Source organism: Mesorhizobium sp. B2-4-13 (assembly GCF_006658535.1).
Taxonomy (GTDB): Bacteria; Pseudomonadota; Alphaproteobacteria; order Rhizobiales; family Rhizobiaceae; genus Mesorhizobium; species Mesorhizobium australicum.
On sequence record NZ_VFVB01000015.1, the window covers coordinates 14,320 to 41,000 of the forward strand.

General features: G+C 60.6%; 19 protein-coding genes. 10 read left to right on the top strand and 9 right to left on the bottom strand.

The genetic code is table 11. The features are described from left to right. Window positions 1-31: 31 nt before the first annotated feature. Together FJ936_RS28685 and FJ936_RS28690 are read left to right on the top strand one after the other, a co-directional pair. The gene (locus FJ936_RS28685) at window positions 32-1,009 is read left to right on the top strand and encodes a LysR family transcriptional regulator (protein WP_181763193.1); all 978 of its coding nucleotides are present in this window, start codon (window positions 32-34) and stop codon (window positions 1,007-1,009) included. Between the two features lie 98 nt (window positions 1,010-1,107). After that, on the top strand, window positions 1,108-2,436 hold the full coding sequence (locus FJ936_RS28690) for an aspartate aminotransferase family protein (RefSeq protein ID WP_141907338.1): 1,329 nt from the start codon (window positions 1,108-1,110) through the stop codon (window positions 2,434-2,436). 717 nt (window positions 2,437-3,153) lie between these two features. On the opposite strand, the gene FJ936_RS28695 is transcribed toward FJ936_RS28690, so the two are convergent. The 4 genes from FJ936_RS28695 to FJ936_RS28715 form a co-directional block, all read right to left on the bottom strand. Further along, the gene (locus FJ936_RS28695) at window positions 3,154-3,483 is read right to left on the bottom strand and encodes a hypothetical protein (protein ID WP_141907339.1); all 330 of its coding nucleotides are present in this window, start codon (window positions 3,481-3,483) and stop codon (window positions 3,154-3,156) included. Between the two features lie 659 nt (window positions 3,484-4,142). Next, window positions 4,143-4,628, bottom strand: a complete 486-nt coding sequence (locus FJ936_RS31040) for a DUF6074 family protein (RefSeq protein ID WP_246680578.1) — start codon at window positions 4,626-4,628, stop codon at window positions 4,143-4,145. 1,349 nt (window positions 4,629-5,977) lie between these two features. Next, window positions 5,978-6,841, bottom strand: a complete 864-nt coding sequence (locus FJ936_RS28710) for a YihY/virulence factor BrkB family protein (RefSeq protein ID WP_141907340.1) — start codon at window positions 6,839-6,841, stop codon at window positions 5,978-5,980. Window positions 6,842-7,914: 1,073 nt separating this feature from the next. Beyond that, entirely contained in the window at window positions 7,915-8,319 is a 405-nt protein-coding gene (locus FJ936_RS28715) for a hypothetical protein (protein WP_246680579.1), read from the bottom strand. 194 nt (window positions 8,320-8,513) lie between these two features. Between FJ936_RS28715 and FJ936_RS28720 the strand changes: the two genes are divergently transcribed. The 3 genes from FJ936_RS28720 (at window position 8,514) to FJ936_RS28730 (ending at window position 10,635) form a co-directional block, all read left to right on the top strand. Beyond that, window positions 8,514-9,335, top strand: a complete 822-nt coding sequence (locus FJ936_RS28720) for a Ku protein (protein WP_141907341.1) — start codon at window positions 8,514-8,516, stop codon at window positions 9,333-9,335. Window positions 9,336-9,828: 493 nt separating this feature from the next. Further along, the gene (locus tag FJ936_RS28725) at window positions 9,829-10,170 is read left to right on the top strand and encodes a hypothetical protein (RefSeq protein ID WP_141907342.1); all 342 of its coding nucleotides are present in this window, start codon (window positions 9,829-9,831) and stop codon (window positions 10,168-10,170) included. A gap of 147 nt (window positions 10,171-10,317) precedes the next feature. Further along, complete coding sequence (locus FJ936_RS28730) at window positions 10,318-10,635, top strand: YMGG-like glycine zipper-containing protein (protein ID WP_140789708.1); 318 nt, start codon at window positions 10,318-10,320, stop codon at window positions 10,633-10,635. 360 nt (window positions 10,636-10,995) lie between these two features. On the opposite strand, the gene ligD is transcribed toward FJ936_RS28730, so the two are convergent. Then, the gene (gene ligD / locus FJ936_RS28735; protein ID WP_141907343.1) at window positions 10,996-12,768 is read right to left on the bottom strand and encodes a DNA ligase D; all 1,773 of its coding nucleotides are present in this window, start codon (window positions 12,766-12,768) and stop codon (window positions 10,996-10,998) included. Between the two features lie 244 nt (window positions 12,769-13,012). On the opposite strand from ligD, the gene FJ936_RS28740 reads away from it, so the two are divergent. Continuing rightward, complete coding sequence (locus tag FJ936_RS28740) at window positions 13,013-15,388, top strand: EAL domain-containing protein (protein WP_246680580.1); 2,376 nt, start codon at window positions 13,013-13,015, stop codon at window positions 15,386-15,388. 74 nt (window positions 15,389-15,462) lie between these two features. Here FJ936_RS28740 and FJ936_RS28745 read toward each other — a convergent pair whose 3' ends face one another. Further along, on the bottom strand, window positions 15,463-15,936 hold the full coding sequence (locus FJ936_RS28745) for a hypothetical protein (protein ID WP_141907344.1): 474 nt from the start codon (window positions 15,934-15,936) through the stop codon (window positions 15,463-15,465). Window positions 15,937-17,068: 1,132 nt separating this feature from the next. Here FJ936_RS28745 and FJ936_RS28755 point away from each other — a divergent pair. From FJ936_RS28755 to FJ936_RS28770, 3 genes are all read left to right on the top strand, one after another. Further along, a complete protein-coding gene (locus FJ936_RS28755) occupies window positions 17,069-19,618 on the top strand; it encodes a caspase family protein (RefSeq protein ID WP_141907345.1) in 2,550 nt (849 codons plus the stop codon). Window positions 19,619-20,056: 438 nt separating this feature from the next. Beyond that, window positions 20,057-21,154, top strand: a complete 1,098-nt coding sequence (locus tag FJ936_RS28765; protein ID WP_140789699.1) for an OmpA family protein — start codon at window positions 20,057-20,059, stop codon at window positions 21,152-21,154. A gap of 67 nt (window positions 21,155-21,221) precedes the next feature. Then, window positions 21,222-22,400, top strand: a complete 1,179-nt coding sequence (locus FJ936_RS28770) for a caspase domain-containing protein (RefSeq protein ID WP_181171228.1) — start codon at window positions 21,222-21,224, stop codon at window positions 22,398-22,400. A gap of 61 nt (window positions 22,401-22,461) precedes the next feature. Here the strand turns inward: FJ936_RS28770 and FJ936_RS28775 are convergent, their stop codons facing one another. Beyond that, window positions 22,462-22,998 carry a hypothetical protein gene (locus FJ936_RS28775; protein WP_246680582.1) on the bottom strand — a complete coding sequence of 179 codons (537 nt, stop codon included), beginning with the start codon at window positions 22,996-22,998 and terminating at the stop codon, window positions 22,462-22,464. A 212-nt stretch (window positions 22,999-23,210) separates the two neighbouring features. Between FJ936_RS28775 and FJ936_RS28780 the strand changes: the two genes are divergently transcribed. Next, the gene (locus tag FJ936_RS28780; RefSeq protein ID WP_140789767.1) at window positions 23,211-23,714 is read left to right on the top strand and encodes an OmpA family protein; all 504 of its coding nucleotides are present in this window, start codon (window positions 23,211-23,213) and stop codon (window positions 23,712-23,714) included. Window positions 23,715-23,745: 31 nt separating this feature from the next. On the opposite strand, the gene FJ936_RS28785 is transcribed toward FJ936_RS28780, so the two are convergent. Both FJ936_RS28785 and FJ936_RS28790 read right to left on the bottom strand, forming a co-directional pair. Continuing rightward, a complete protein-coding gene (locus tag FJ936_RS28785; RefSeq protein WP_141907382.1) occupies window positions 23,746-26,187 on the bottom strand; it encodes a M23 family metallopeptidase in 2,442 nt (813 codons plus the stop codon). After that, on the bottom strand, window positions 26,184-26,678 hold the full coding sequence (locus tag FJ936_RS28790) for a DUF1036 domain-containing protein (protein ID WP_181171465.1): 495 nt from the start codon (window positions 26,676-26,678) through the stop codon (window positions 26,184-26,186). Before FJ936_RS28790 ends, FJ936_RS28785 begins: the two co-directional genes overlap by 4 nt. Between the last annotated feature and the right edge of the window lie 3 nt (window positions 26,679-26,681).

The following is a 26,681-nucleotide window of genomic DNA, read 5'->3' on the forward strand; positions in this document are numbered from 1 at the left end:
AACTTATGGAACCTCACGGGCGGAGTTGCGGGTGACGAGCGGCAGTTTCGATTTCAACCTGTTTCGGGCGATCGAAGTGTTCGTCGCCGTTGTCGAGACGAGGCATGTCACCCAGGCGGCACAGATGTTGGGCATGACGCAGTCAGCTGCTTCGCAACATCTCAAGAACCTGGAAAGGGGCCTCGGCGTCACCCTGATTGACCGCAATTTACGGCCGATCGAACTCACCAAGGCAGGCATTGCACTGCACCGCCGCGCCGTCGCCATACTGGCTGAGGTCGAGGGCCTACGCACCGACGCACGCCGGGTCAACGCTGCGCCGCTGCCCTTGTTGCGCATTGCCCTTTTAGCCTCGATTGCGACCACGCTGGCGCCAGCGCTGTCAGTCCTCGCCCGCAAGAACTTCGGCATCCCCGAACTCAGCCTTTTCGCAGGTCTTGCGACGGATCATGTCGCCTTGCTGCGGGCCCGGCGCGCCGACCTCGCCGTCACCTCTGGCGAACTGTTCGAGATCGAGGGACTGACGCGCTATCCTGTAATGACCGAAAAATTTCTGCTGGTCACGCCGAAAGGCTTTGCCGGCGATGTCCGCGACATCGTCAAGCTCTCGAAGAAGCTGGCTTTCGTACGCTTCTCGCGCGAAACGCCCGTCGGCCTTCGCGTCGACCAGCATCTCAGCCGCCTTCGCATCGAGATCCCACGCGCCATGGAAGGCGACCGTTCCAGCGTGGTGATGGCGCCGGTTGCGGCTGGCATGGGTTTTGCCATCCTGACGCCGACCTTGCTCATCGACGGTCTGGCGGAAGGCATGGAGATCGACGTCCACTCGCTGCCTTTCACCGGACTGTCGCGCAGCATTCTGCTGGTCGCGCGCGAGCGCGAACTCGGAAACCTGCCGGCGGCTTTCGCCGCGCGCACCGCCGAAGTGCTGACCGACGCGATCACCACCCGTCTGCCTGGCCTGCCCAACGACTGCTATGTCGTCGACCGCTCTTCGTCGCACGACTAATCAACTCCATCAGTTATCCTGATGAGGATGTTTGTCGGTGTGCGCGCCGAGCATTTCGTGCTTTCAATCTCCGCGATTTGCAACACGGGAGGCACGGCATGAACGCTCCGCATGTCGATTCAAGTCTGGAGATTGATTGGTCGACCAACGCCATCGTCGATCGGCGGAACCGTTTCTACTCGGCCTCGCAGCGTAAGTTCGTTCCTTACAAGGAGCCGTTGATCCTGAAGCGTGGCCGCGGCCAGTATGTCTGGGACGAGCAGGATCGCAAATACATCGACCTGCTCGGCATGAACCTGTGCATCTCGGTCGGGCATGCTCACCCTCAGGTGGTGAAGGCAGCCACTGACCAGATGAGGGAACTGACGCATTGCACGACTATGTTCTACCATCCAGTCCCGGCCCAATATGCGGAGGAACTGGTGGCAACGATGCCAGCCGGTCACGATTGGGTTGTGCATTTCACCAACAGCGGCGCCGAGGCCATCGACCTAGCGCTGTTAATGGCGCGCTCGCACACCGGGAGCATAGACATGCTAGCGCTTGCCTCCAGCTATCATGGCGCCACCTTCGGCGCGCAGTCGGTGACCGGCATAGCTGGTTTCCGCCATCCCGTGCCACAGCTTGGCGGAGTCACGTTCGTGGCTGAGCCCAACCAGTATCGCGGCGTGCACGGCGAAGGTGTCGAGTCTTATCTCGATGAAGTAGAGCGTGCGATCGCTACATCCACGAGCGGACGGTTGGCTGGCATGATTGTCGAGCCGGTGCAGGGCTATGGTGGTATCGTGCCGATGCCCGCAGGTTACATCGCCGGGGCTTTCGAACGCGTACGGGCGGCAGGGGGTGTCTGCATCATCGATGAAGTGCAGTCGGGCGTTGGGCGTACGGGAGAAGCCTTCTGGGCGTTCGAATCGCACGGCGCCGTTCCAGATATTGTCGTCGTAGCCAAGGGCGTCGGCAACGGCATCCCGCTCGGTGCTGTCATCGTCAAACGCGCTATCGCAGAGTCCATGTCGGACAAATTCCTGTTCCACACCTACGGAGCCAACCCCGTTGCTTGCGCCGCTGGACGCGCAGTGCTGAAGGTGATGCGGGAGGAGCGGCTGCAGGAGAACGCAGCCGCGGTCGGCGGCGCGCTGAAACACAGGCTACAAGTTCTCCAAAAGGACTTCCCGCTGATCGGCGACATCCGGGGACAGGGTCTGATGCTCGCCATCGAGCTGGTAAAGGATCGGGCCACCAAGGAGCCAGCACCCGAAGCAACGATGAAGGTCTTCGAAGAGACTCGGCGTTATGGTCTCGTCGCCAGCCGCTCAGGCCCCTATCGCAACGTCATCAGGATGTGCCCTCCGCTCTGCCTGGCGATGGCCGATCTCGATGACGTGGTAGAAAGCTTCGTTCGCAGCTTCCGGACGGCGATATCTTGATAACCGACCACCGCGTTCTTCGCGGCGGCACGAGCCTGCCGATGTCGGGCCTGACCTATGGTAGGGCCTGTTCAGCACGGCCGCCTTCAGGCAGACAGAGCGTGCTGGCGCATTGAGCGCTCAGCTTTCCCTTCCATGAAGAGGACGGCGGGCGAGCAGTTCCCGCGAAGCTGAATATTTCTCCATGACCTTTGTTGATGAGCACCGCGAGGGCGCGGACGAGAGCTCCCTTTCAGATGGATTGCCTGCGCCGGTCCGGCGGCTCTCGCCGGGAACCCTAATCATTGTCTCGTCTGCCGCGTGCCGGAAACGATTGCCATCGGCGGTTGAACTGCCCGAAGAGCAGGGCGACCGACGCCGGTTGGGGGGCGGGGGAAACGTCGGTCGCCATCAAGGACAGGGACCATGGATTCAGCAAACTGCGTTGCGATTGGTCCTAGTGAGAGGAGAGCCGATTCGGACAGGAATAGCAACTGCCCGAAGTGTACACTGGACCGGGGGCCCTCGTCTCGGCCGCGCGGCTGGGATAGCCAGGATGATCATTCCCATCCTCCGCTGATGTCACTTGCGCTCATTGTGCCGCGCGTTAGGCGCCGATTTACGCAATTGTCGCCTGTCGATGACTTCGGCATGTCGAACACAGGGTGATCGGCGCGGCCGAAGAAACGAGGGGCCACGCTGACCGAAGCATGAAATCAGTGAAACCAAGGCTGGTCGTCAGTAAGGGCAGATCCGCACGCGTTCCAACACCCGGTGGTGGTGATGCCAGTGCCTCAACAGCTTGACCCGGCAACGGCGGTAGTGATGCCTAGAGTAGCGGTGCGGATACCGTACCATATAACTAGGATAGTCACCGTAGTAGCGCGGGCCGTAATAGCGGCCGCCATAGTCGTAGAACGGAGCTCCGTAGAACGCGCCGCTCGAAAATGGGCCGAAGCCACCGAACGGGCCAACGCCGAAGCCAGGCAATCCCCAAGCATCCGCCGGGGCGACCGTGGCGGCCGCGGAGGCAACAGCGATCAATGAGGCAAGTAGCAGCTTTTTCATGGCAACCTCCTAAAGGCTGATCAACTGCTAAACGACCGCAGGAGGCCTGAGTTCCCGATCGCTGATGTTTCCCTAGGTCGCTCGAGCCCTGAGCAGGCTTGCCGCAAGAGGACGCAAAAAATAATTGCCCGGGCGGTGTTGTCGGGACCGGTGGGTGGCCGCGCGCGGCTCTGTTGGAGTCGATCATCACCATAGGCGTGTCTCGATGCTGGCGGCGAGTGCCTCAAGCTGAAGGCTGAACCATTCCATGCCAACTCATGAGTGCTCTCCCTGATCGGTTCCGATGCCTCGGAGGTCCGCGCGGCTGTGACTTTCGCGGCACCGAGGTGGACTTTAGACTTTAACCTCGTCGACCAAGGCATGGCCGCCAAGCGTCGCACCAGCACCTATCGCATTGGGCCAAGATGAGCTGCCGGATGATCAAGCGCGACCTCTAAAAGGGGAAGGACATCCTCTGCGTGCAGCGCGACTCCGGCAGTGCTGCCATGGTACTCATGGCAACAGAGCGCTGCGCCGCTTGGCTTCCTCGCGCATGTCGCACGGGCTCATGTCGACAACCAGATCTTCGCGGGTGATCTTTCCATTCTCAATCGTGTCCAAGAAGTACAGCGTCATACCTGCCGGATTGGGCTTGGTTCCATGATGGTATTGTCCGGCACTTACCGCTTCGTATCGCCGTCTGCTAAGATTGTCGCGTTTCTGGCGGCCCGGTATTCCGATTCCCAAGGCAGCACCTCGAAGTCGGGCTGGTATCCAGACGCTCTGTAAACGTCCTGCGATAGGTAACTGCACCTGGTTCCCTGTCTCACGCAGACAAATGCTGGGACGCCTGGGCACCGGTAGAGGCCAATTATGTGCGAAACGAAACTGTTCATAGTTGTAGGCTTTTCATAGCCTGCGATTGCCGTCTCCATCCATTTTGATGAAAGCGTCGTTCGCATGCGTTGAACGGCACCAAAGAACCGAACGACCTCGGTGCGCGCCTGGTCTGTGTCATGGCCGCGTTCAATAGCGACTGACAACAGATGCTTAGCCGTTTCGTCCCAAAGAAGGGCCGCTTCATCGTTGGGAAGCCGAGCTATTGCCTCCGCGACGATTTTCACAGAAGAAAGCTCTCGGCTGACGGGAAAGGCAGACACTGACATGGGCTGAACCGTTCGAGCCTGATACACCCGCAGGGTATTTCAGGTGGCGGGAACAGGCTAAAACAACAGGCTCTGCCAGAACACCTCAGCTCGACAACTATCCACCGCTTTCATCAGCCCCCTTGCCAATTCGAGGCCTCCTCGCGCTCAAGGATCCCGCCGGGCCGGCACCGAATGCATGCAGCGGCGGCCGACCAATCGGTCCCCGTCGGCAGGGCGAAGCCCGTGTGCGGCGAAGAGGATGTAGCGCTCGCTTCGCACACGTCCACGGGCCCCGGGGCGACTACGGCGCGTTTGTGAGTCCTGGATCGCGGCGGTCAATCATGATCAGCGGCGTTGGAGGTCCTGATCGCGCGGTTTGTAGCCCTACGGGAGCGGGTGCTTGGCCTTACCGAGGCGAGGAGGGAGAGACTTACGATTTCACGCAACCAAGTCAGTTTGCCAGCATTGATGTTTGGAAACGCCGGAGGAGGCTTTATGCTACATTATAGCGTGCCTCGGGAATTTGAGATCGGTGACGAGGTCGCGTTGACAGGCACGGTCACCTCGATACTGCCTAGCGGACGCGCCCAAGTAAGCATTCCGTCCTATGAGCAACCCTATTCGGTTGACCCGCCACCCAAAACCCGCGCTGGAGATGAGGTCGTTCTCGTCGGCGACATCATTCGCGTCGATCACAAAGCCGACAAGTTGACAGTGCGGATTGACTGCGGGGGTATAATCACGGTCGGACACTCTGCGATTCTCAGGTTGAGAAGGCACCGTCGGCCCTTGTCACGCTGACGCCCATAAGCTGCAAAGTGCAGCACGATGCCGCGGCATTTCATCGTCCAGCTTGAAGGCCCGACGTTCCATGGCCCGCGGCGGATCGCAGGTGACCGCAGTCTGCAAACGCTAACTTTGTTCGTTGGCCTCACCAGTTTGTGGGGTACCCGCCTCCGACAAGGAGCGGCGCCGCGGTTCGCCTATTGGTGAAAGACGGCCCTGCTCACGGCCTATTTGTTTGCCGAATTTATACGCTAGACAGAGGGCACCGAATTGAACGAGTAAGCGTATCATGGAGGTCTCCTTTCTGGCCACCAAACCGACCCTGTGCGTTTAGGTTCCAGTTCTTCGCTGGAGGTTGAGTGCTGAGGCGCAGGGCAACGAGCTCGGTGGGTTTTACGAGAGGAAGTCGACGACGGCCCGGCGCTCGCGGGGGGGGCGAAACGACGGGTGGAGTTCCAGGTCGCGCGTGGTCACGTCGATCTTCATAGCCCTGGGCTCCGTGCTCGCTCCAGGAGCGACAATCCCGCACTTTTGCCAATCGCGTTCTTGGCCACGTATCGGGCGCGCTTTGCGGCCGTCGCTCAACCCGGTGAAGCCTCACCTAAGGGTCGCCGGCTTCCGTGTTCAAAAGAGTAGGCGTGAGTGAATTCGGCACCGAGAAGAAAAATCAGCGACGAGTAGTAGATCCAGAGCAGCACAATTATCAACGCGCTGGCGGCTCCGAATGAAGATCCCATGGCGCTGCTACCCAGGTACAAGCCGATCAGGCTCTTGCCGACCGTGAACAGCGCGGCTGTCACGAACGCTCCGAACCACACGTCGCGCCATTCCAGATGGCGGTCCGGCAGAACCTTGTAGATGGTGGCGAAGAGCACTGCTATCAGCAGGTAGGAAATCAAGACATTCAGCCCTTCGATCAAGATGGATCCGAACGGCAAAAGCCGGTTGATCGTGCCCCCTAGCGCGGTAATGGCGGCGCTCACAGCAAGCGAAACGATCAGCAGGAAACCGAGGGCGATCACCAGTCCCAAGCTTGCCGTCCGGGCACGAATCAAGCGAGAGACAGAGCCTCCCTGGGGTTTTGCTTTCCAGATCTCATTCAAGGCCGTCTGCATCTCACCGAACACGCCGGATGCCGTCAGCAACAGCGTCACCAGGCCCACAATGGTAGCGATGGCACCAGACGATGGGTTGGATGCACTTTGCAGTGCGCTTTGTATGACGTTCGCGCTTTGACTGCCCATCAGGCCTGTCAGTTGTCCCGCGACGGCATTGCGCGCTGCGTCCTGTCCAAATACCAGGCCTGCTACGGCCACTACCAACAACAGAATGGGTCCCAGAGAGGTCACCGCGAAGAACGCCATTGCGGCCCCATGACTGAAAGCGCTGTCGCCGATGAAGCCGGCCACGCTCGATTTCGTAATTCGCCAAGCCTTGTCCAGCATCTCTTTTTCCCGCTACCGATTACGAAACCTAAGTGGTCAGAAGTTTCGCCCCGCGCGGTGACCCTCTCAGGCCCGATCACCTATGGATTTTGTTCCGCGGCAGCGCAAAGGCCAGATGGTCAACCGCCATCGCCGTCCAACAAGAAGATCGGTTGATTGTTCCTGTCGAGTTAGCGTCAGTGCGGGTTCAATGGCGCTGGAGAACCCCATGCAGGGCGTCACGTCGGCGCGTCCGCCGGAGTGACACGGCGAGGCGTAGCTGCCGGGCTCCGACATTTTGCCGGTTTGGGCTCCGACAAGATCAGGATGCGAGCCACCGGTTTGGAAAGGCAACTCCCCGAGCGGGTTATCAGCCAACACTCCCCGGAGCCGTGAGATCTGAGAATTCACAGAATTTCGGTGGTGACCACCAAGACGATTCCGACCGCTGCTACGGCCCTGATCAAGATCATTGCGGCCTCGAAACTTCCTCCGACCCGGCGTATGCGGTCCATCATTTTGAGGCTCCGCTACCGCGACCTATTTTTCAGTTTGCGAACAAGCACGGAAAGCTGCTCCAGCGGAATCACCAATGTTAGCGCCTCCGAAAAATCAGGCCGCACACGACTTGGCGCTCGCCCACGGCGATTCTGCCGGACCCTTAGCATAGGGGTCGCGCCGCGCCCTGAAGGCCGCTTCCGCGACACACTGGGCATGCCATCGTAGAGCCGTTGCACTGGCCCTGGTGGACGCCGTGAGGGCAGCAAGCCCCTCTGGAGGCCGGCCATTTGATGCAATCAAACACCTTGCCGGCCAAGACATTGCCGGCATCGAAACTTTCTGAACCCTGCCATTTGCAACCTGCCCGCCGATCGGAGGGGCAAGAGTGCAGCAGGAGGAATTCGTTTCGGCTAATTCACGTCTCCGCCACCGGCCGTTGAGAGAGTTGGAAGCGGATCTGTGTAGGCGCTTGCCCGCCTTCGCATGCTGCAAGAGAAACACGACTGGGACAAAGCGGGTCGGTGTCACAGCCAACGAGCCGCACGCCCTGGGCTTGCCGCACCTCAAGCGCCCGGGTTCGTCGGTGTCGGTGCCTATGTCAGTTCATAGTAGAAATCGCAGATCAGGTCCGCCACCTTGACGGCTTCAAAGTCCGTCATATGGGCGGTCGTCTCGATGGCGACCGTTTCAATGTCGTCTTGGTCGGCGGCAAGAAGGTCCAAAATCCTGGCGAACTTGAACTTGAGCTCGCGGTCGCCCTCGAATTCATCGAGCGTGACATGCAAAACGTTCAGGTTTGCATCGATCAATCGTGTTTGGATGGGATCGGAAGAGGCGGCTAGCGTGCGAACTGCCGCGAAAAAATGCTCGCGCGCATTGGCGTATTTGTCGTCCATTTTGTCAAACCTTATGGTCAGTCGATGCGCCCTGGACGTGGGCGGGAAGGTCGGCTTACGCTTTGGCTCGAACTGAGTCAAATGATGCAGCACGGTGGGCACGTGACCGGCAAACGCCGGTGGCGGCCGCGCATGCGCGAACGAGGTCGGCTACCGGTCCACAGCATTCCCCGATGATGTCCCGCTGTCGCCAAACCATTCCGGATGTCGGCGACCTAGTAGCGGAGCCCTGGTGTGCCGACGGAACGGGTGGCGGCTTCGTGTGTTCTTACTGGCGGCAGACAAGGAGCAATGTCATGGCGGCACCCCGCGCGGTTTGGAAAGGCTTCCTGAAGATCGGGTCGGTTTCGTGCGGCGTAAAGATTGTCGGTGCAACCAGCGAGGCTTCCAAGATCCATTTGAAGATTTTGAACCGCCAAGATGGGCTGCCCGTCAAAAGCGCGTATGTCGACGAAGAGACTGGCGATATCGTGGAGGGCGAGGACCAGGTCAAGGCTTACGAGGTGGACAAGGACCATTTCATCAAGGTCGAGCCGGATGAGATCAAGAAGCTCAAGCTGACATCGGCCCACACGCTTGAGGTGGATTCATTTGTCGCAATTGAGGACGTCGACACACGATATCTGGAAAAGCCCTATTATCTGATCCCGGCGGACGGCGCCTCGCTCGAAGCCTTTTCGGTTCTTCGTGATGCGATGGCGAACAAGCGCGTGGCCGCGCGCTCTTGCGTGGTGCTCTATCAGCGCGGGCGCGAGGTGCTGATCCAACCCTTCCAGAAGGGGATGCTGCTGACCGAGCTGCGCACTCACAACGAGATGACGTCGGAAAAGACCGTGTTCAATGGCTTGGAAAACCCCAAATACGATGAAGACCTTCTTGAGATAGCCGGGCTGTTGATCGACAAGAAAGTCACCAAGTTTGATCCGTCGAAGTTCGAAGACACGTACGAGGACGCGTTGATCGCCATGATCGACGCCAAGCGCAAGGGCAAAGCGCCGCCCAAGCCCGCGCCCGCGCCAAAAGAGAACGTCATCGACCTGGCCTCGGTGCTTCGCAAGAGCCTTGCCAACGAAGGCATCAAGGGCGGCACCAAATCAAAGGGCCGAAAGTCGGCATAGTGATGGTGCGTAGTCGGACGTACCCGATATCTGGTCTGTTTCCGTACGAACCCGCAAGCGACAGACGGATCCGGGTTTGCCGCCGGCGCTGTCTTGTTCGGCCGCCCTCTCTTGGTGGAGACTGTGCGGCTCAAAGCTCGTGACAGGGCAGCGCCTATTGCATGTTTGGGACATCGCCGATGACAAAGAGGGTTGTGGCGACCGTCGTCGCCTAATGGATGGTCCGCGTCTCGGCTCCAGGCAATGACGCCGACATGCTGAACCCTCACCGTTCGCCGCGTGTCGCCATCGGACCAATGTGACGAAGCGAGAACAAAGAGTCGGGCGCGGCCTTGACGGGGTAGGAATATGTTCCTTATTCCTGGAACAGATGAGCAGGAGAGGCTTATGCCAAGGCGCCAAACGCGCTCGGGCGACGGCCAGGCTATGCCCCAAAGAGGTGGCCGATCGGACCGGAAAGATCCACCCGCCGCGAACCAAGAGGATGTACAAAATGCACGACCTGATCGCCTTCTTCCAAACGAATGCAGCATTGGTCATCGGCAACCCGATAACGTTTGCGACCTTCTCAGTGCTGTTCGGGAGCGGAGGATTCGTCGCAGGGCGCTACTTTCTGACCGAGCGCATCGCGAACTTGGAAAGCCGGATCATAAGGCGCGATGAAGAAATCGCAGCGCTGGAAACTGGAGGTAGGGAAAAGGCTGAAGAGCCGTCGCTCATCCCAATAATCGGCACGTCGGTGATTGAGAGCGATGCAACGCCGCTGCTAGGAAAATGGCCGGACCGGCGCCAATCAGGGAAACTGTCAGCGCCGCCACGGCAACGTCGTGCCTAACAATCTGGCTGATTAGGGCCCGTTTTAGATCAACGTTGAACCAGCGAGAAACCATGTCTCACTTCGTGAGACAGCCCGCCGCCGTTCCGCCGCAATGGCGCAGCACTTGGCACGATCGGCCCGCGCGGCCTCAAGGAGGTTCCTCAGATGAGACTCAACAAAGCGGTTGTGGCTGTCCTGGTGACGGCAGCTCTGGCAGGCTGCGAAACGCAGACGGAAGGCCAGCAGCGGGCAACTACGGGCGCTCTGCTCGGCGGCGCCGGCGGCGCCCTGGTCGGCCAGGCTATTGGCGGCAACACGAAGAGCACCGTGATCGGCGCGGCCGGCGGCGCGTTGCTAGGAGCAGTGGTCGGCTCCGCCACCACCCCGCAGCGTCGTGAGGATCAGCTCTGCCGGTACCAGGACCGCTACGGCCGAATTTACACCGCGCCCTGCGATGACCGGTACTACAACGGCAATTATTGAGAAGGCGCGGTAGGCTCGCTCGATGGTATGTTAATGCGCCACCCATCTGTGGCGGATTAACAGGGACACCGCTATGCCTGTACAGGAGGGGCACATGCGAGGCGGTTGACTGGGTGTCTGGCGGGATTTGCTTGGCATTGTGAGCCAATCAGGTCCCGGGCCAATGCGATGTTACGATTTGCGCAAGGGTCCAGATCGAACTGAATTGAGACACCTTCCGACGTCGAACGCCGGCCCGAGACCGTTCAGCGCCCGTCCCCGCCAGGTGAGGTCCGCAGCCAGGTGTTCGGCAAGGCGGCAGCGGCGGCAAAATTGGCCAGCACTGACACAGCACAGCGGCACTGGCTTCATCTCGTTCAATCAGGCTGCTTTCCTGATGGCTGCCTTGAACGGGTGATCCATGGTGAAGGCGTCTGGACGCACCCCCCGCTCAACCTGGCCCCATGTCACAGGGTGGGCGATCGGAAATGCGGGGCGTGCGCGTGGAGAGAACGCGCCCACGGCCGTGTTGCCTCTCCCGTTGCGAAGGTAATCAATGAAAATACGTCCCGTTCTTGCCGCCGGCGCAGCAGACAAGAGGTAGCGGTCAGGATGTGCGTCAGCGAGGCACCGGGCAAGCGATTTGGCGAGTTGCCGCGCGTTGTCGTGGGTCATCTTGGTCTCAAGAGGAGCCATCACATGGATGCCCTTACCGCCGGTGACCTTGGCCCAACTCTTCAGACCTGAAGCCTCCAGGATGTCGCGAAGCGCCAGCGCCGCTTCGATCACCTGCTCCCACTCGACGCCATCGCCGGGGTCGAGGTCCAGCACGACGCGGTCGGTCTGCTCGATGTCATCAACGGTGGCGTTCCAGGGATGAAGTTCGACCGCATCCATCTCGACCAGACCGAGCAAACCGGCGAGAGCGTCCACCCACACGCGCACACCCTCCCCACCCTCGCGCTTTCGGATGCGCAGCTGGTGCACGGCGCTCGGGATATCCGGCAAGGGACCCTTGTGATAGAAAGTGGTCCCGCTCGCGTGGCGCACCAGCTTCAGTGGTCTGTGGCCGAGATGGACCAGCGCTTGCTCGGCAACCTGTTCCCAGTAGCGCATAAGGGCTTCCTTGGACGGCGAGACCGCGTCAGGCAGGAGCTGAAGAATGTTCTCAGGGGGCACTGCGTGTCCCTCGGCCCTGTTCCGCCGCTTCGATGCGGCGGGCGGCTTTGCGGGGATCGTGACGAGATCTTCACGAAGGCCCTTGAATACCGCTTCGCGCAAGATGCCGCGGTCGGTGACGCTGCTGAACTGCACCTCGGCCAGAACGTCCGGCCTGACCCATGTGGCCTTGGGCTTGTCGATCGGGTCCGACAATGGCGAGTTGTCGACAATCAGCGGGTCCAGTCGCTCCCGGACCTGTCGCGCGATGCTCAAGCTGAAGCCACTCTGGGCTTTGCCGGCATAAAGCAGCCGGTCGCCTTCGCGCCTGCCGATGTAGAGCGAGGCGATCCGGCGCGGCCGAGCGCCAAGCTTCTCGACGAAAGCCACCACAGGAAAGGTGTCGCTCTTGATGCATTTGACCTTGACCCAGCTTGTCTGGACGCCGGAGCGATAGGGGGAATCGGCGCGCTTTGACACTATACCTTCCAAGCCCATGCGGCAGGCATGCGCGAACATGTCCTTGCCGCTCACCTCAAGATGTTCTGCATAGGTCAGCGTCGGCGCTGAATCTTTGAGCAGCTTCTCCAAGGCGGCCTTGCGTTCCAAAAGCGGTTGCTGCCGAAGATCGCTGCCGTTGAGGTGAAGCAGGTCGAACGCATAGAAGATGAGCCTCGGCGAACCCGGATTGCCCAGCTCCCGTTCCAACGCTTGGTAGTCCGGAAGGCCTGTCTCGCCCAGAACAACAGCCTCCCCATCGATGATCGCGGACTTTGCCCGCAGGCTCGCCGCGGTCTGAACGATTCTCTTGTACCGCAGGGACCAATCGTAACCCCGGCGCGTGAAGGCTCGCGCTGTTCCGCCCTCCATTATGAGTTGGGTCCGGTATCCGTCATACTTGATCTCGTGAAGCCAGTTGCCGCGGTCAGGAGCTTTCTCGACCAACGTTGGCGATTGGAACTCGATAAACGACAGCCGGTCTTCGGTCTTACCCATGCGCACCCGAACTCCTGGAATGGGGAGTCAAAACGTGAGACGGCAATGAGTTCCGATAATTTTAGCGAAATTGCATATACCGGCCATGGCGATGTGTCCGCTGAGAGACAGGTCGCGCTACTAACCTAGCCGCGCAGTTTCACCAGGCGCTTGGTACCGCGCGATACGTCTCGACCGACGAACCGAGACGCGGATCGGTTGATCTGAAAGGCAGGTTTGCGGTCCCAGATGCCGGCGCAGTTCGGTGCCCCCGCAGCGTCCGGCTCTCGCTGGTTTTCATACTTTCGTCGCCGCTGCTCCGCGCGATGCGGCGACCCCGAACGCCAGGCTGCCGGGGAAGAGCACGCACCCGGGCTTCTCGCGCAGGCCTTTTAACGGTCCAGAAGTCTTCATCGCCTATAGCCATCTCATGAAACTGCTGCGACATTTTGCCGAGCCGACCCGTCGTCTCTTCCTGGTGCGAACGGCTTTGCCCGTCATCGCGCTGACACTGCTCATTGCAGCGATCACCACCGGGTTATTGCTTTGGTCCACGATCCAGACCGACCGCGTCGCCGCGGCGCGGCAGAAAAGCCTGGTTGCACTGATTATCTCCAAGCTGGAGAGCGCAGTGGCACATGATCAGGAGAGCGTAACGGTTTGGGACGACGCCGTTAAAGCGCTGCGCAGCGGCGATGCGAAATGGCTTGATACCAATCTCGGCAGCTGGATGCATACCTATTTCGGTCATGACCAGGTTTATATTCTCGATGCCAATGATGTCCCCATCTATGCGTTCACCGACGGTTCGACCGCTGACCCTGGCAGCTACCGCGCCATACACGCGACCACCGAGCCTCTCGTCCAGACGTTGAGAGCGAGACTGAAACGAGGGGACACCGAAGGTGTTACCGAACAGGTGCTCACCATAGGTGCGTCCGACATGGCCGTTATCGCCGGCCATCCCGCGGTCGTCAGTATCAAGCCTGTGGTTTCCGACAGTGGCCACATCGCGCAGGTGCCAGGCCAGGAATTCCTGCATGTGGCCGTTCGCTATCTCGACGGCAGTTTTCTTACCTCCTTGCGGCAGGACTATCTGCTCGATGGCGCCCGATTTTCCTGGGACAGTAACCTTGCTTCCGGCGAGGCTTCGTATCCCGTTGTCGACCGATCTGGACCTATCGGCTTCTTCGTTTGGCGGCCATACCGCCCGGGAGGCTCTGTCCTCTTGCAACTCGTGCCAGTTCTCGTCGCCTTGTTTGGTCTGGTGCTGTCGGGTGTCATCATGGCCCTGATAGGCTTTCGCAAGCGGACGTTGAAGCTGATCGAGACGGAGGACCGGATCTACCACCTCGCTCACAACGATGTGCTTACAGCGCTGCCCAATCGCGGTCAGTTCAACGAGCGTCTGGCAGATGCGCTGGCGCGCCTGCCGTCGACGGACGAGCAGCTCGCGATTCTTTACCTCGACCTCGACCGCTTCAAGCAGGTTAATGACAGCTTTGGCCATCCGGCGGGTGACGAGCTGCTCAGGGAGTTCGCGGACCGGCTAAGACGGCTCACGACTGAAACCGACACCGTGGCGCGTCTTGGTGGCGATGAATTCATCATCATCCAACGCGCGGTTGGCGGCGAGAATGACGTCAAGGCGCTATGCGAGCATTTGATCGAGTCTGCCCGTCGGCCGTTCGAGGTCGCCGGGGTGCAAGTCTTTGTCGGCGTAAGTGTCGGGGTAGCGGTTGCACCCAAGGACGGGGTGGACACGGTCGAGTTGGTGCGGAAAGCCGACGTGGCGCTCTATCATGCCAAAGCCGGGGGCCGCAGCAGCTACGCCTTCTTTGGACACGAGATGGATCTGACGTTGGCCATGCGCAAGGGCATGGAACAGGACCTGCGCAACGCGCTGGATGCGACCGGCCAGATCCAGGTCCATTATCAGCCGCTATACGCCGCCGACACAAACAGGATGACCGGTGTCGAAGCGCTGGCCCGCTGGTCTGATCCGGAGCGGGGCTGGGTTGCACCGGACTTGTTCATACCGCTGTCCGAGGAAGCAGGGCTGATTGAAAAGCTTGGCGAACTGGTTCTCAGACAGGCGTGCCTTGACGCGGTGGATTGGCCCATCGAGACCTTGGCTGTGAATGTGTCGGCCTTGCAGCTGAACAATCCCAGTTTCGCCATGCGAGTGACCAGTATCTTGCTGGAGACGCACATGGATCCGCGGCGGCTCGAAATCGAAGTTACCGAAAGTGCTCTGTCGGAGCGCCGGAGCGAATGCCGAAACAACATCGAGGCTCTGCGCAGCATTGGGGTGCGCTTTGCACTCGACGATTTCGGCACCGGCTTCTCCTCCTTGGGGAGACTCCAAACGCTGGAAGTCGACAGGATCAAGATCGACCGAAGCTTCGTGCAGGGCTTTGGTCGCTCCAACGGTGACGAGGCCATCGTTCAGGCAATTATCAACCTGGCCCGCGCGACCGGACTTAGCACCACTGCCGAAGGGGTGGAGACCGAAAGCCAGTGCGATTACTTGCGCAAGCTCGGCTGTGAGCAGCTCCAGGGCTTTCTGCTGTCCAAGCCACTGCCCAAGGGGGAGCTTCAAGAGCTTTTCGGGGGCGTATCAGCGCGCGCCTCCGCTTAGGAAGCCGATTGGGGGCGAGCCACAGAAGCTGTCATCCGCGGCGGCTGGATGACGGGGCCATCCACAGGCCCGGCTTAGCAGCCCTGGACCTTCAGTGATTTGACCATGCGAACGATAAGCGGATCATAGGGGACCTTCTCGTTGCGAGCATAGTTGACCGTAAACAATGCCGCTCTGTCCCCGCAGATCTTGATAGCCCGAACATACAGGATCTGACCGTCCTTCAGTCCCGAATAGCTCGCCCATTGCGGGGTCACTCGCTTGTAGGTCACCTTCCAGCCGTCGTTCTCGTTCACGGCAATGCGATGCTCGATCTCGGTGCGAAAGCTTGCCTTGCCGAGTTGCGCCCCCCAGACCGCAAGAAATGCTTTGTTTTTGCCCTCAAAGGCTGCTCCTTGATCGGAGCGCTGGGCAAGCACAAACCCCGGGGGAACATCGAATACGAATCCGAGATGCTTGATCCCAAACCCCTCCCATTGTTCAGCGCCCAGCAGGGAAGTGGGGATCATCATGGCCAAGCTGAGCAGAATATGGGGCAGACGTTTCATGGGTGTAATCCTGTCGTGCTTGTCGCGTGCGCCATGCGGGCGCAGACCCGCCGGCCGTGGCGGAGGGCCAGCCATCCGCGCTCTAAAGCCAGCGGACCTTTTCAAATCTGAGGTGGCGCTGTTTGTTCCATTAGGAACTGGGAATATCCCGGTACGCGCGTCCTAGTCGTTTCGATAGGGTGAGGTTTGCTGTTGCCCCGCAGCACCCGCCACGGCAGGAGGCGATCGCCGTCACATTGCCGGACGCGGCAACGGGTTCCGCGGTGATGGCAGAATAGTAGCCGACACCAGCGAGAACATAACGATACGCTCGCCTGCTCGCGGCGCGGCTTGCGAAAGTAGGAAGGCGTGAAGTGACGGTTGTCCGCTGTTGATGTGGCGGTTGGGAACGATGCCAGCCTTTTTTAGCAGGGTCGAGACACGCCTTGCATTGAAGATTAGCCCTTCTCCTAGGACTAGCAGAGGCTCCATTTTTTCAACAGCTTAAAGGGAGTTCCGACAAAGTCGACTCACTATCAATCCCAGGGGCGTGGGGTTGCCGCGGCAGGCTTCCCGTTCCGGCGTCGCCCTCAGCATCTTCGCCGTACCTTCCGCTCCATGTCTACTTCTTGTCGCGCGAAATACCACGTAGGCGCCTGCCGCCTTCGGGATGTCCGCTTCACCCTAAATGATTTCGACAGCAGACAGCTTTCGCCCCCGAAGCGGTCGATAGGGGGTTCTACAATTGGCCACTGCCTGGGGTTCCTGGAAGCTTTTCGAACTTTTTGGGTCGCGCCAAAGCCCGCATTGCGTGTTCTGGTAGCACAGACTGGGACATTAGACTCGGCTCTAGATTCAGCTCTGTGAAGAATTTGAGGAGACTTCGCCTTTTTGGCGCGCTCGCTCACCCGCTCCAACCAGGCGACAGCAAGCAGCCCTGCACAGTCCGATCACGCCCGGAGGCTCGGTCGCATTCGCCCCGCTTGTTGCGGTACCCACGCCACTGGGTTATTTTAGGAGTGTGGGAACAGCACCTGCCATCCATCGGTGGTGCGACCTTGCCGTTTTGGGCAGATTGTGAAGTCTTTGACAGACCAGGTTGTTGCAAGCTGTGTCTTGTGCCCTCCAGGCCATGAGCAGTTAAGGATGCGCCATGCTGCGATGTTTTGCGTTCATTGCGGCCCTGATGCTCGCGAGCTTCACGACATTCCAAGCTTGTGCCGATCGTAGGGTCGCCCTTGTCATCGGCAATTCCGAATACCGCGAGATTCCGGCCCTCAAGAATCCGGACAAGGACGCCGAGGACGTGTCGAACACCTTTCGGCTGGCCGGATTCGATGTGTTCGTCGCCAAGGATCTCACCAAGATCGAATTCGAAAAGCAGTTCCGCAACTACCTCGCGGCAGCTGACGGTGCCGATCTGGCGATCGTGTATTATTCCGGCCACGGCTTTCAGATCGGCGGAGAAAATTTCCTAATCCCGGTCGATGCATCGCTCAAGAACGCGGCCGACATTGAGGTGCAGGCCGTCAAGCTCGATGATGTGCTGCAGCAGTTGCGGACGAAATCGAAGATCCAGGTGATCATCCTCGACGCCTGCCGCAACAATCCGTTTCCGCGCAAGGACTATTGGTTGCGAGACCAGCTGATCGTTGCTGGCAACACCGGCCTTGCGCAGGTGAAAAGCTCGCTGAACACGCTTATAGCCTTCGCCACCGAGCCCGGAGCCGTCGCTTATGACGGAAATGGCGACCTCAGCCCCTTCTCCTCCGCCTTCTCCCGTCGCGCGCTGGCGCCGAACCAGGAGATACGCTCGGTCATGGCGGCCGTTCGCAGGGATGTGGTCCAGGCTACGGCCGGTAAGCAGGTGCCTTGGGAAAACTCATCGCTGATCGACGAAGTCGTCCTCATGCGTCGCGCCAACCGGCCTGCACTGCCGCCGGTCTTGGAAAAGGTCGTGCCGTCCGGCGTCGGGCCTGTCGCGCTCGACTTGCCGGAGCCGGTCGATGTCGATGGCGGTGCGGTCACCGTCAGCATTGACAGGCAGCCGGCGCTAGGGCGTCTGATTTTGGACGGCAAGCCGGTTGCGGCGGGGGAGCCGATTGCCGGCAAGGATCTCCCGCGATTGCGAATGGACGTGCCCAAAGGTGTGGGTGCCCAGGAAGAAGTCGACATGCTGGCCTATTCAACGCGCGACAATTGGGGTGGCGAATCCCAGGGCATCCTGGTGTTCCGGGTCAAGAATGGTGAGGGTGCCGAGGGCAAGCAACTTATAGCCTCGCTGGAGTCCGAGCAGAAGCAGCAAGCGGTGGAACGCGGCATTCACATTGCTGGCGCCGCCGAAGCGATCGAGAATCGTGAAGTCCATGTTCCAGTTGGCGTCGGCCCGGTTCCGTTGCAACTGGATTTCCCAACCGCGGATCCGGCGGTCAGCCTAAAACTTGCGGGCTATCCGGCAACGGGAACGCTGTCGCTGCCGGATCGGACCTTGTCGCCAGATTCGAGCCTGATGGCCGATGAAGTCGACCACTTGCGCTATGAACCCCAGATTGGCGCCGTCCAGCCACTGATCGTCGGCTTTGAAATCAGGGCCGACAACATGTCCTCGAAGCCGGCGACGATGAAGCTCTCGCCAAGCGTCGACCCATGCGACAGGGAGGCCGGTGAGCCACTTGACCTGCAGGGCGTCGTCCCCGGTTTGTTGCCGAATGAGATCAGCAGCAACGCCGTTGACGTCTGCCGGGCGGCGGTGAAAGCCTATCCCGATGTGGCTCGCTTCCACTACCAGCTCGGCCGGGCGTTGCTTGCGGTTGGTAAGGCCGATGAGGCCAAGAAGGCGATCCAGGAGGCTGCCGACAAGGGGCATGTGCGCGCAGTGTTCGAGCTGGGCTACCTCAACGCGACGGGAACGGGAATGCCCGTCAATCGCAAGCAGGCCAATACCTTCTATGCTGCAGCGTCCGACAAGGGCGATCCCTATGGGATGACCTCGTGGGGTCGCGCCTTGTTCAACGGATATGGCATCGAACGTGACACCGGCAAAGGGCTGGATCTGCTGCTCAAGGCGGCGGCGATGGGGCACACTTATGCCATGAACGACCTCGCCGCCATCTTCACCGAAGGCCGTAATGGTGTGCCTGCCGATGCAGCTCGCGCCGTGGCTTTCCTCAAGGCTGGCGTCGAGCGGCAGGACATGTACTCGATGAACCTGCTCGGCCGCAATTATCTCGCTGGCACGGGGGTCGAGAAAGACCCCAAGACAGCGCTCTCGCTTTTTCAGAAATCGATGGATCTCGGCCAGCCCTACGCTCCCGGCAGCCTTGCGCGCATGTACAGGGACGGTGTCGGCGTGCAGCAGGATCTTGAAGAAGCGCAAAGATTGTTCGAGCTGGCGACGGCGCGCGGCGATCAGTCGGCTGCGTATGATCGCGCAGCTCTGGAGATGCAAAGGGGCGAAAAAGCGGACCAGGCCGTGGCGGTGCGCTATCTTGCCTTCGCGGCCGCGCTCGATCTTCGCAACGAGACTCCCGATGCCAGGAATACCCTGGCGAAGTTTGGCGCCAAGGCGAAGTCGGCGGCCTTGAAGCAGATGCGTGGGGACCTGAAGGCGAAGATTTCGGCCAACGGTTCGTTGGACGATCAACTGATCAAGACCGCCAGGGCGGTCTGGGAGCAAGCCAACCCGCGCCGGGACTTGTTCTGACAACATGGAGGCAACAGGTGGGCTGGTCACTAAAACAGGTAATCGTCGCAATCGTCCTATTCCTTACGGTGGCAGGGTGCACAACCATCGCGCCTCCCGTTGAGCCTACGACGACGACACATCGTACGAAGTCGGTTGGTACGACGACCGCGCCAAAGGTGGTGAAGCACAAAAATGTGAGCGCCAAGAAACTGCTCACACCGGTCAAGAAGGAAACCGCGCCCGTCATTGCGCCCTTGGGCGGCGGTGGCGCCGGCGGTAGCGGCGGTGGCAGTAGTGGCGGTGGCGGCTGGGGGGGATAGCGCCACCACAGCGCACCACAAGTGCAGGGCAATCGTAGGTTTCGCAAGCGCTGGAACTGCTCGCCAAGCAGGGACAAGTGCTCTATGATTGCGCCGATGCCGTTAGTTGGATCGGGTTGCCTGGCGGGGGCGTTCCATGTTCGAAGTCGTTGCATTCTGGCGAGCGCGAGCAAAAGCGCAGCGTCCTGGCTTTGTCGTCATAGCGATATTGGGACTGCTATTCCTCGGACCGCAATCGGCGAGTGCCGCGCCGAACTGGACGCTCGATCCGGACGCTTCGGTGCTTACCTATCAGTCGGTCAAGAAGAACACGATCGTCGAAACCAACAAGATCAGGAATATTACCGGCACGCTGACTTCCGCCGGTGATGCCAAGGTCAGCTTCGATCTCAATTCCGTCGACACCGGCGTCGACCTCCGCAATGTGCGCATGCGCTTCCTGTTCTTCGAAACGTTCAAGTACCCGACGGCCGAGCTGACGGCAAAGGTGGACCCGGCGGCCTTTGCCGACTTGCCAGCCAAGCGCCGCATCAAGGCAAGCTTGCCCTTCCGGCTCAGCCTGCATGGCGTCGACAAGGATCTGGAGGCGAGCGTCGTCGTCACCATGATCAGTGATACTCAGGTCTCGGTTGCTTCCGAGGCTCCCGTTGCGGTGCACGTGGAGGACTTCGGCCTGCTGCCGAACGTCGACAAGCTGCAGCAGGCCGCCAATGTGACGAACATAGTGCCCACTGCGTCGGTGTCCTTCGACTTCGTCTTTGTTGCCGAGGGCAGCAAGCCGGGTGCTGTGCAGACAGTCGCAGCCAACGCCGCCGAAGTCGGCCCCGTGGCCACCGACGCTGCGAAAGCCAATTTCAGCGACGAGGAGTGCCTCAACCGGTTTGCTGTTTTGTCGCGCACCGGAGCCATCTACTTCCGTGCAGCCAGCGCCCGACTTGATGCCAAGAGCCGTCCGTTGCTCGCCGAGGTCGAGGGGGTGGTCGGCAAATGCCCGACCCTGAATGTTGAGGTCACCGGCTACACGGACTCGGACGGTTCGCCAGAGGCGAACAAGACGCTATCGGAACGGCGCGCCAGGGCGGTTGCCGATGCGCTGGTCGCCGATGGCCTGCAGCGCCGCCAGATCAGTGCCACCGGCTATGGCGAGGAGCGGCCGGTTGCCGCCAACGATACGGCAAAGAACAAGGCGCTCAATCGGCGCATCGAATTCTCCGCCACGAAGCTCGCGAACTGAGGTCAGGGTGGGCTCCCGTCCATTGGCGTTTTGCGCAGGCTTGTTTCGCGGCACTGGCCTTGTCACGATGGTCTTGCTTTTCACCTTGACCGCCGCCACTGCCGAGCGTCGTGTCGCGCTGGTGCTGGGCAACTCGCAATATCAGCACGCCGCGCCGCTCGCCAATCCCGCGCGCGACGCGCAGGCCATGGTCGAGCGCCTGCAGAACCTTGGTTTCGAGGTCGTCTCCGGTTTCGACCTTACCAAGCAGCAGACGCAAGCGACCGTCGCCCAGTTCGCCAAGCAGGTGCGCGGCGCCGATATCGCGCTTTTCTTCTATGCCGGACATGGCTTGCAGGTCTCCGGCAAGAACTACCTGCTTCCGGTGGATGCCGCACTCGAGGACGAAACCTCGCTCGACTTTGAGGCCGTGTCGGTCGATTTCATTTTGCGGCAGATGTCTCGCGAGACCAGCATCGGGCTGGTATTTCTGGACGCTTGCCGGGACAATCCTTTGGTCGATGTGCTGGCCAAGACCGCGGGCATCAAAGGTGCAAGCAGCGGGCTTGCGGAAATTGGGATTGAGAACGGCGGTGCGGGAACGCTCATTGCGTTCGCTGCCAGTCCCAACCAGCTCGCCTATGATGGGTCCGGCGACCACTCGCCCTTCACGACGGCGTTGCTTCAGCACATTGGCGAATCCAATGTCTCCATTACCGAAGCGATGAACAGGGTAACCAGCGACGTCTTCAGGGCGACAGGCGGTAAGCAGCGCCCCTGGACCAATGTCTCCCTGACCACCGAGGTTGTCCTGCACAAGGTCGATCTCAACGCGCCGCTGATCGTGGGTGAAGCGAGCACCCCGCCTGATGAAGCCAGCTCCGGGACGCGCAACACCGGCGGCTCGTCAGCCCAGACTGACGACCAGCTTGCGCTCGATGTTCTTCGAGCGAAGATCCCGAAGCTTGCCACTGACGGGCCAATCTTTTTCGATCGCCCGGTCACGTTCGGGGATCCGGTGATCGACGGCAAGAGCATCGCCCAATTGATCAAGGGCGAACCGCTTTTCAGTCCGGTCGAAGGTCTCGACAAGTCGGTGTGGGAAGGCAAGCACTGCGACAGCTGCCATGAGTGGAACGAGGCCCGGCTTTGCGAGCAGGCGAAGAATTTCGCTGCCAACGACGTCTCGGTCCTTCGCCTTCAGCATCCGCTGGGTACCCGATTCAAGGTCGCGCTGGCCAGATGGGCGCAAGGCGGCTGCCAGTAGTAGTGCTGGGCTGGTGCCAGCGACGAGGGAGGGCAAGCAGGGGAGGCGAACGGCGAACCCGTTACGCCTCAAGCTGAGCCATCTCGATGCCCATTTCGACAAAGGCGGAAAGCAAGGTAAATCGGTCCGCCAGCGCCACGCGGGCCAGTCCCGCCAGGATTGCGGCATTGACGGCATGGGCGGCGGGGAATCCGCTGGACTCCATTTTGAGGGTCGGGTGACGCCATACCGCTGCCAGTGCGATCCAGGCGGCCGGCGTTGCCGGCGGCAGCTGCAAGGAATTGCTCAAGGCTGCTTGATGTTGAAGATTGTCAGGCTCGCCGACGCGGGCATGGACAAGCGCCAGCAATTCGAGGTCCTGGCCAGCGAGCAGCTCGGCGACATTGCTCAAGCATTCATGTCCCCACCAGACGGCGGCTCGCTCGGGTAACAGGTAAGCACAGAACGTGACTGCTTCTTCCGGCACGCGCCCGGCAAGCAGGCTACGGCAAAAATCTAGGGGCGGCTGACCCGTGGCCAGCGATTTCATGTCCCTGGCGATGGCGGGACAAGCAATGAACAGATCCCGTGCCGTTCTGTACCCGAGTTCATTAGCCATAGCTGCCACATCCCCACGAGCCAGCAGACAAGCACTCAAGCCTGTGAGCGAGCGCCGGTCAAGCGTCAGACCTCAACAGGTGGTCGCCACGAGCAGCATGCGTTTGGTCACAGACAATCGCTTCCTGATTTGCTATGGTAGGCGCCAGCAAATCCACTCACACTGGAGTGACGGTCATGCGATGGGTCAGTTCAACCTTGGCATTGGCGGCCATGCTTCTTGCAACGCACGTCTGTGCCGATCCGCTTCAAAAGTCGGAAGACATCGTGAAGTTCTTCGCCAATCAGCCCGGCAATCTCGGTGCCTCGCGCGGCATCTGCGTCGGTACAGAGGAAGAGTGCAAGAGCAAGGCGGAGAAGACCGGCTCAGCCCCACAAAAAGCTGGTCTCGACATGATGATCAATTTCGCCCTTGATTCGGCTCAACTCGACCAGATCGCGCGCACCGAACTCGATGAGTTCGCAAAGGCCCTCAAGGACAATCGGCTGAGCACCTTTAGCTTTGTCGTCGAGGGGCATACCGATGCGACCGGCTCGGATCGGTACAACCAGGACCTTTCGCAGAGAAGGGCGCAATCGGTGGCGGCATTCTTGACAGCCAACGGGGTAGAACCGGCCAGACTGGAAGCAATCGGCGTTGGCAAATCGCATCCGCGGGTCGCCAACCCTTACGATCCGGTCAACCGCCGGGTGGAGATGCGTGTCAGGACCGAGTAGGCTCGCCGACCATCCTTGACAAAGATATGCATTAGCCTGGCTCAAGCACACCTTGGACAGAATTGAGCAGCGCTGTTATTGCCTGCTTGTATTTTTCGAACTCCGGTGACGTCTGCCGAACTTCGGTGGTCGTCGCCGGCTGGCCAGCATCCGTCACCACGCGCGGCACTTTTTGACCCATCTTCCGCTCGGCCCAGTCGATGACATAGCCAGCGGTCTTGCCGATGAGGAAGGGATTGGCCTCGATCACCGCTGAACCCAAAACGGCGCTCAATTGCGACGTGCCGGACGCGGCCAGCACCTGGTGCGCTCCTTCCATGCCAAGGAAGTGGCACAGGTAAAGGCGACCCGCGGTTATCTGGTGGCCGCGGGCACGCAGATAGGCTTCGCCTTCGCGCGCCAGATTGCGCACCATTTCACGCGACAACGTCACGTCATAGCGAAGCGCGAGCAGGTCGGCGGTCGAGAGCGAACGGGCTAGATCGGGACGATAGGTGTTCATCATCCGGATCCAGGTCTTGGTGATGAACTGGCCAGCCCCGGTTGCCGACGAGTTGGGATTCTTGGCGCGGGCGCTGCCGCCGCTTTCAACATGTACGATCCGGTCGGCTAGCGTTTCGACCGCGGCATCGCCAGAGCCTGCGGATCGGCCAGAGCTGGGGGATTCAGCGCTGGCAACCGTGGTGACCGTCCCGAGCGGATCGATCGCCTCGCCGTTTTGATAAAGTTCGAAATGCAGATGCGGTCCGGTCGAGAGCCCGGTCGTGCCGATATAGCCGATGACGTCGCCTGCCTTCACTTTGGTGCCGACGCCGCTGGCAATGGCGAATTTCTGCATATGGGCGTAGCGCGTCTCGCGCCCGTTTGAATGGGTGATCTTGACCAGATTGCCATAGCTGCCGCCGTCGCCTTGGAAGCTGATCTCGCCGTCGTAGGCGGCCATGATGGGCGTGCCCACGGGGGCTGCCCAGTCGACGCCTTTGTGGATTCGAACCGTTCCGAGGATTGGATGCCTACGCGGGCCGAAGGTCGACGTCATCACCCCGCTCACTGGCGTGATCATGCCGTTGGTGACCGTCTGCGAACGGACCTGATCATCGCCGGTGACGCAGGCATACTGCCCGTCGGCTTGCTGGTAGACGAAGCAGTCGAGGTTTTTGTTCTTACCCAGGACGCCGACGTAAAGCACCCGTCCGGAAATCTCGCCTTGGCCGCGCGGGGTCTGCGAGTAGATCAGCACCAGGCGTTGGTCCTCGCCGGCGAAGGCGTCCAGATCCTGTCCTCTCGACAGATACATGATCGCTTCGCCGATCACGCTGGTCGGCACCTTGTTGCGCGCCGCCGTCGAGTAGATTGCGTCGAGCAGACGGTACTGCCGCTTCGGCCCACCCTGATCCGAACCACCGGAATAGTTAAAGAGGTCCTCGCGGACCCAGGGATCGACGCCTGCAACAAAGGCGCCCCCGGCGTTGCGGGTCAGTGTGCCGACGTAAAGGTTCCTTGCGTAGACGGAGACCTGCATCAGCGACATGGTCGTCGTCTCACGGTTCGGCCGGAAACCGCGCAGGGCGACCACAAAACCAGGCTCCAGCCGATCGCGGTTGAACACCGCTTTCAGCGCCTCGCCCGCAAGCCTGGCATCGTCCGCGGAGAAATGCGCGTCGAGCGCGACGCTGTCCAGACTGCGCTCGTTGAGGACTTTCACGAAAGTGTCCTCCGTTGCCTCGTAGCGCTGATAATCGCTGATGACGGTCGCGACCGTGGTGTTGTTCTCAATGGCGGTCTTCTCAAAGGCGGGCAGCGCTTTCTCGCCCTGGTCAATGGTCTCGCCCCAGCCGGCCTCGGGGTCGTCCGCGTCAGCTTTGAGCGCCGAACCCGGGGACGTCTCCCCCCCTTCAGGCGCCGCCTGCAGGTCGTTCGCCAGATCATCGCGTTGATCCTCGGACGCGACGGCAGGTTCGGGCGCGGTCGGCTCGTGGCCCTCGGGTGCCGCGGCGGAGGGCTTCGGAGCAGCCTGCCGCTGCGCCTGGAAGAAGGCAAAATCCTCCTGCGTGGAGGGGATCGTCGTCATGAACTTCTCGCTGGCGCTCAACATCACGTCGGACAGGATCTCGATCTGCGGCGAAGCCCCGGAACCGTCGAGTTCGGCCGGGCGCGCAATCGTGCGGCCCTTCGTGGCGGTCTCGTCATCGGGTGCCAGCGTGATCCACATCGGGTCACCGGCAAGATCGATGATGGCCGGCACATAGACCGAGGCGTCGGGGGGTATGTCATCCAAACCTTCGACGGGATGCAGCTCTTCATTCTCGTCGCCGAACGACCAGTCATCCCGGGTGAGATAAAACCCGGTGGCAATCGCAATGACGGTGAGCGCGGCAAGGCCAGCAAGAAAGCGGTGCCAAAGTTTGCGTCTGCGCTCGCTCTGGCGCGCCAACTTCTTTTGTTTGAAGCTCGTGTCGATACCGTGCGTCACGGGCCGTTTCCGGTCAGGAAATAGGTCCAGCGCACCTGCTCGAGCGTATCGACTTCGACGAAACGGGCCGCGATGTGACCGCGCTGCCAGCACTCGTCGATGCCACGGATAGAGAAGCGGTGTCGATCAACACACATTTCGGTCGATCCGCTGAGAATCGCATGGCCGAACACGTCGGTCGCGTAGAGGTATACGTACCGGTTGGTCAGTTCCTCGCGGATGACGTTCACGCATTGGTTGGCGCCAATGGTCCACCAGCCGTCGGTCTGGTCGGCATCGTCGATCTTTTGTCCGACGGCGAGATTGACGACGTCGAGGGTCTGGTTGCAGACGGTGAATTCCGCATGCGCGCTGTCGGTCGAGACGGCAAGGAGCAGTGCTGCGCCCAACAGCGCGGAAAACGCGACGCGGTTGGCCAGCAAGCGTCCAGACCAGCTACGCTTTATGCGTGCGGAAGGCGGGCAAAATAAATGCAGGGCGCGAAGGTCCATCGG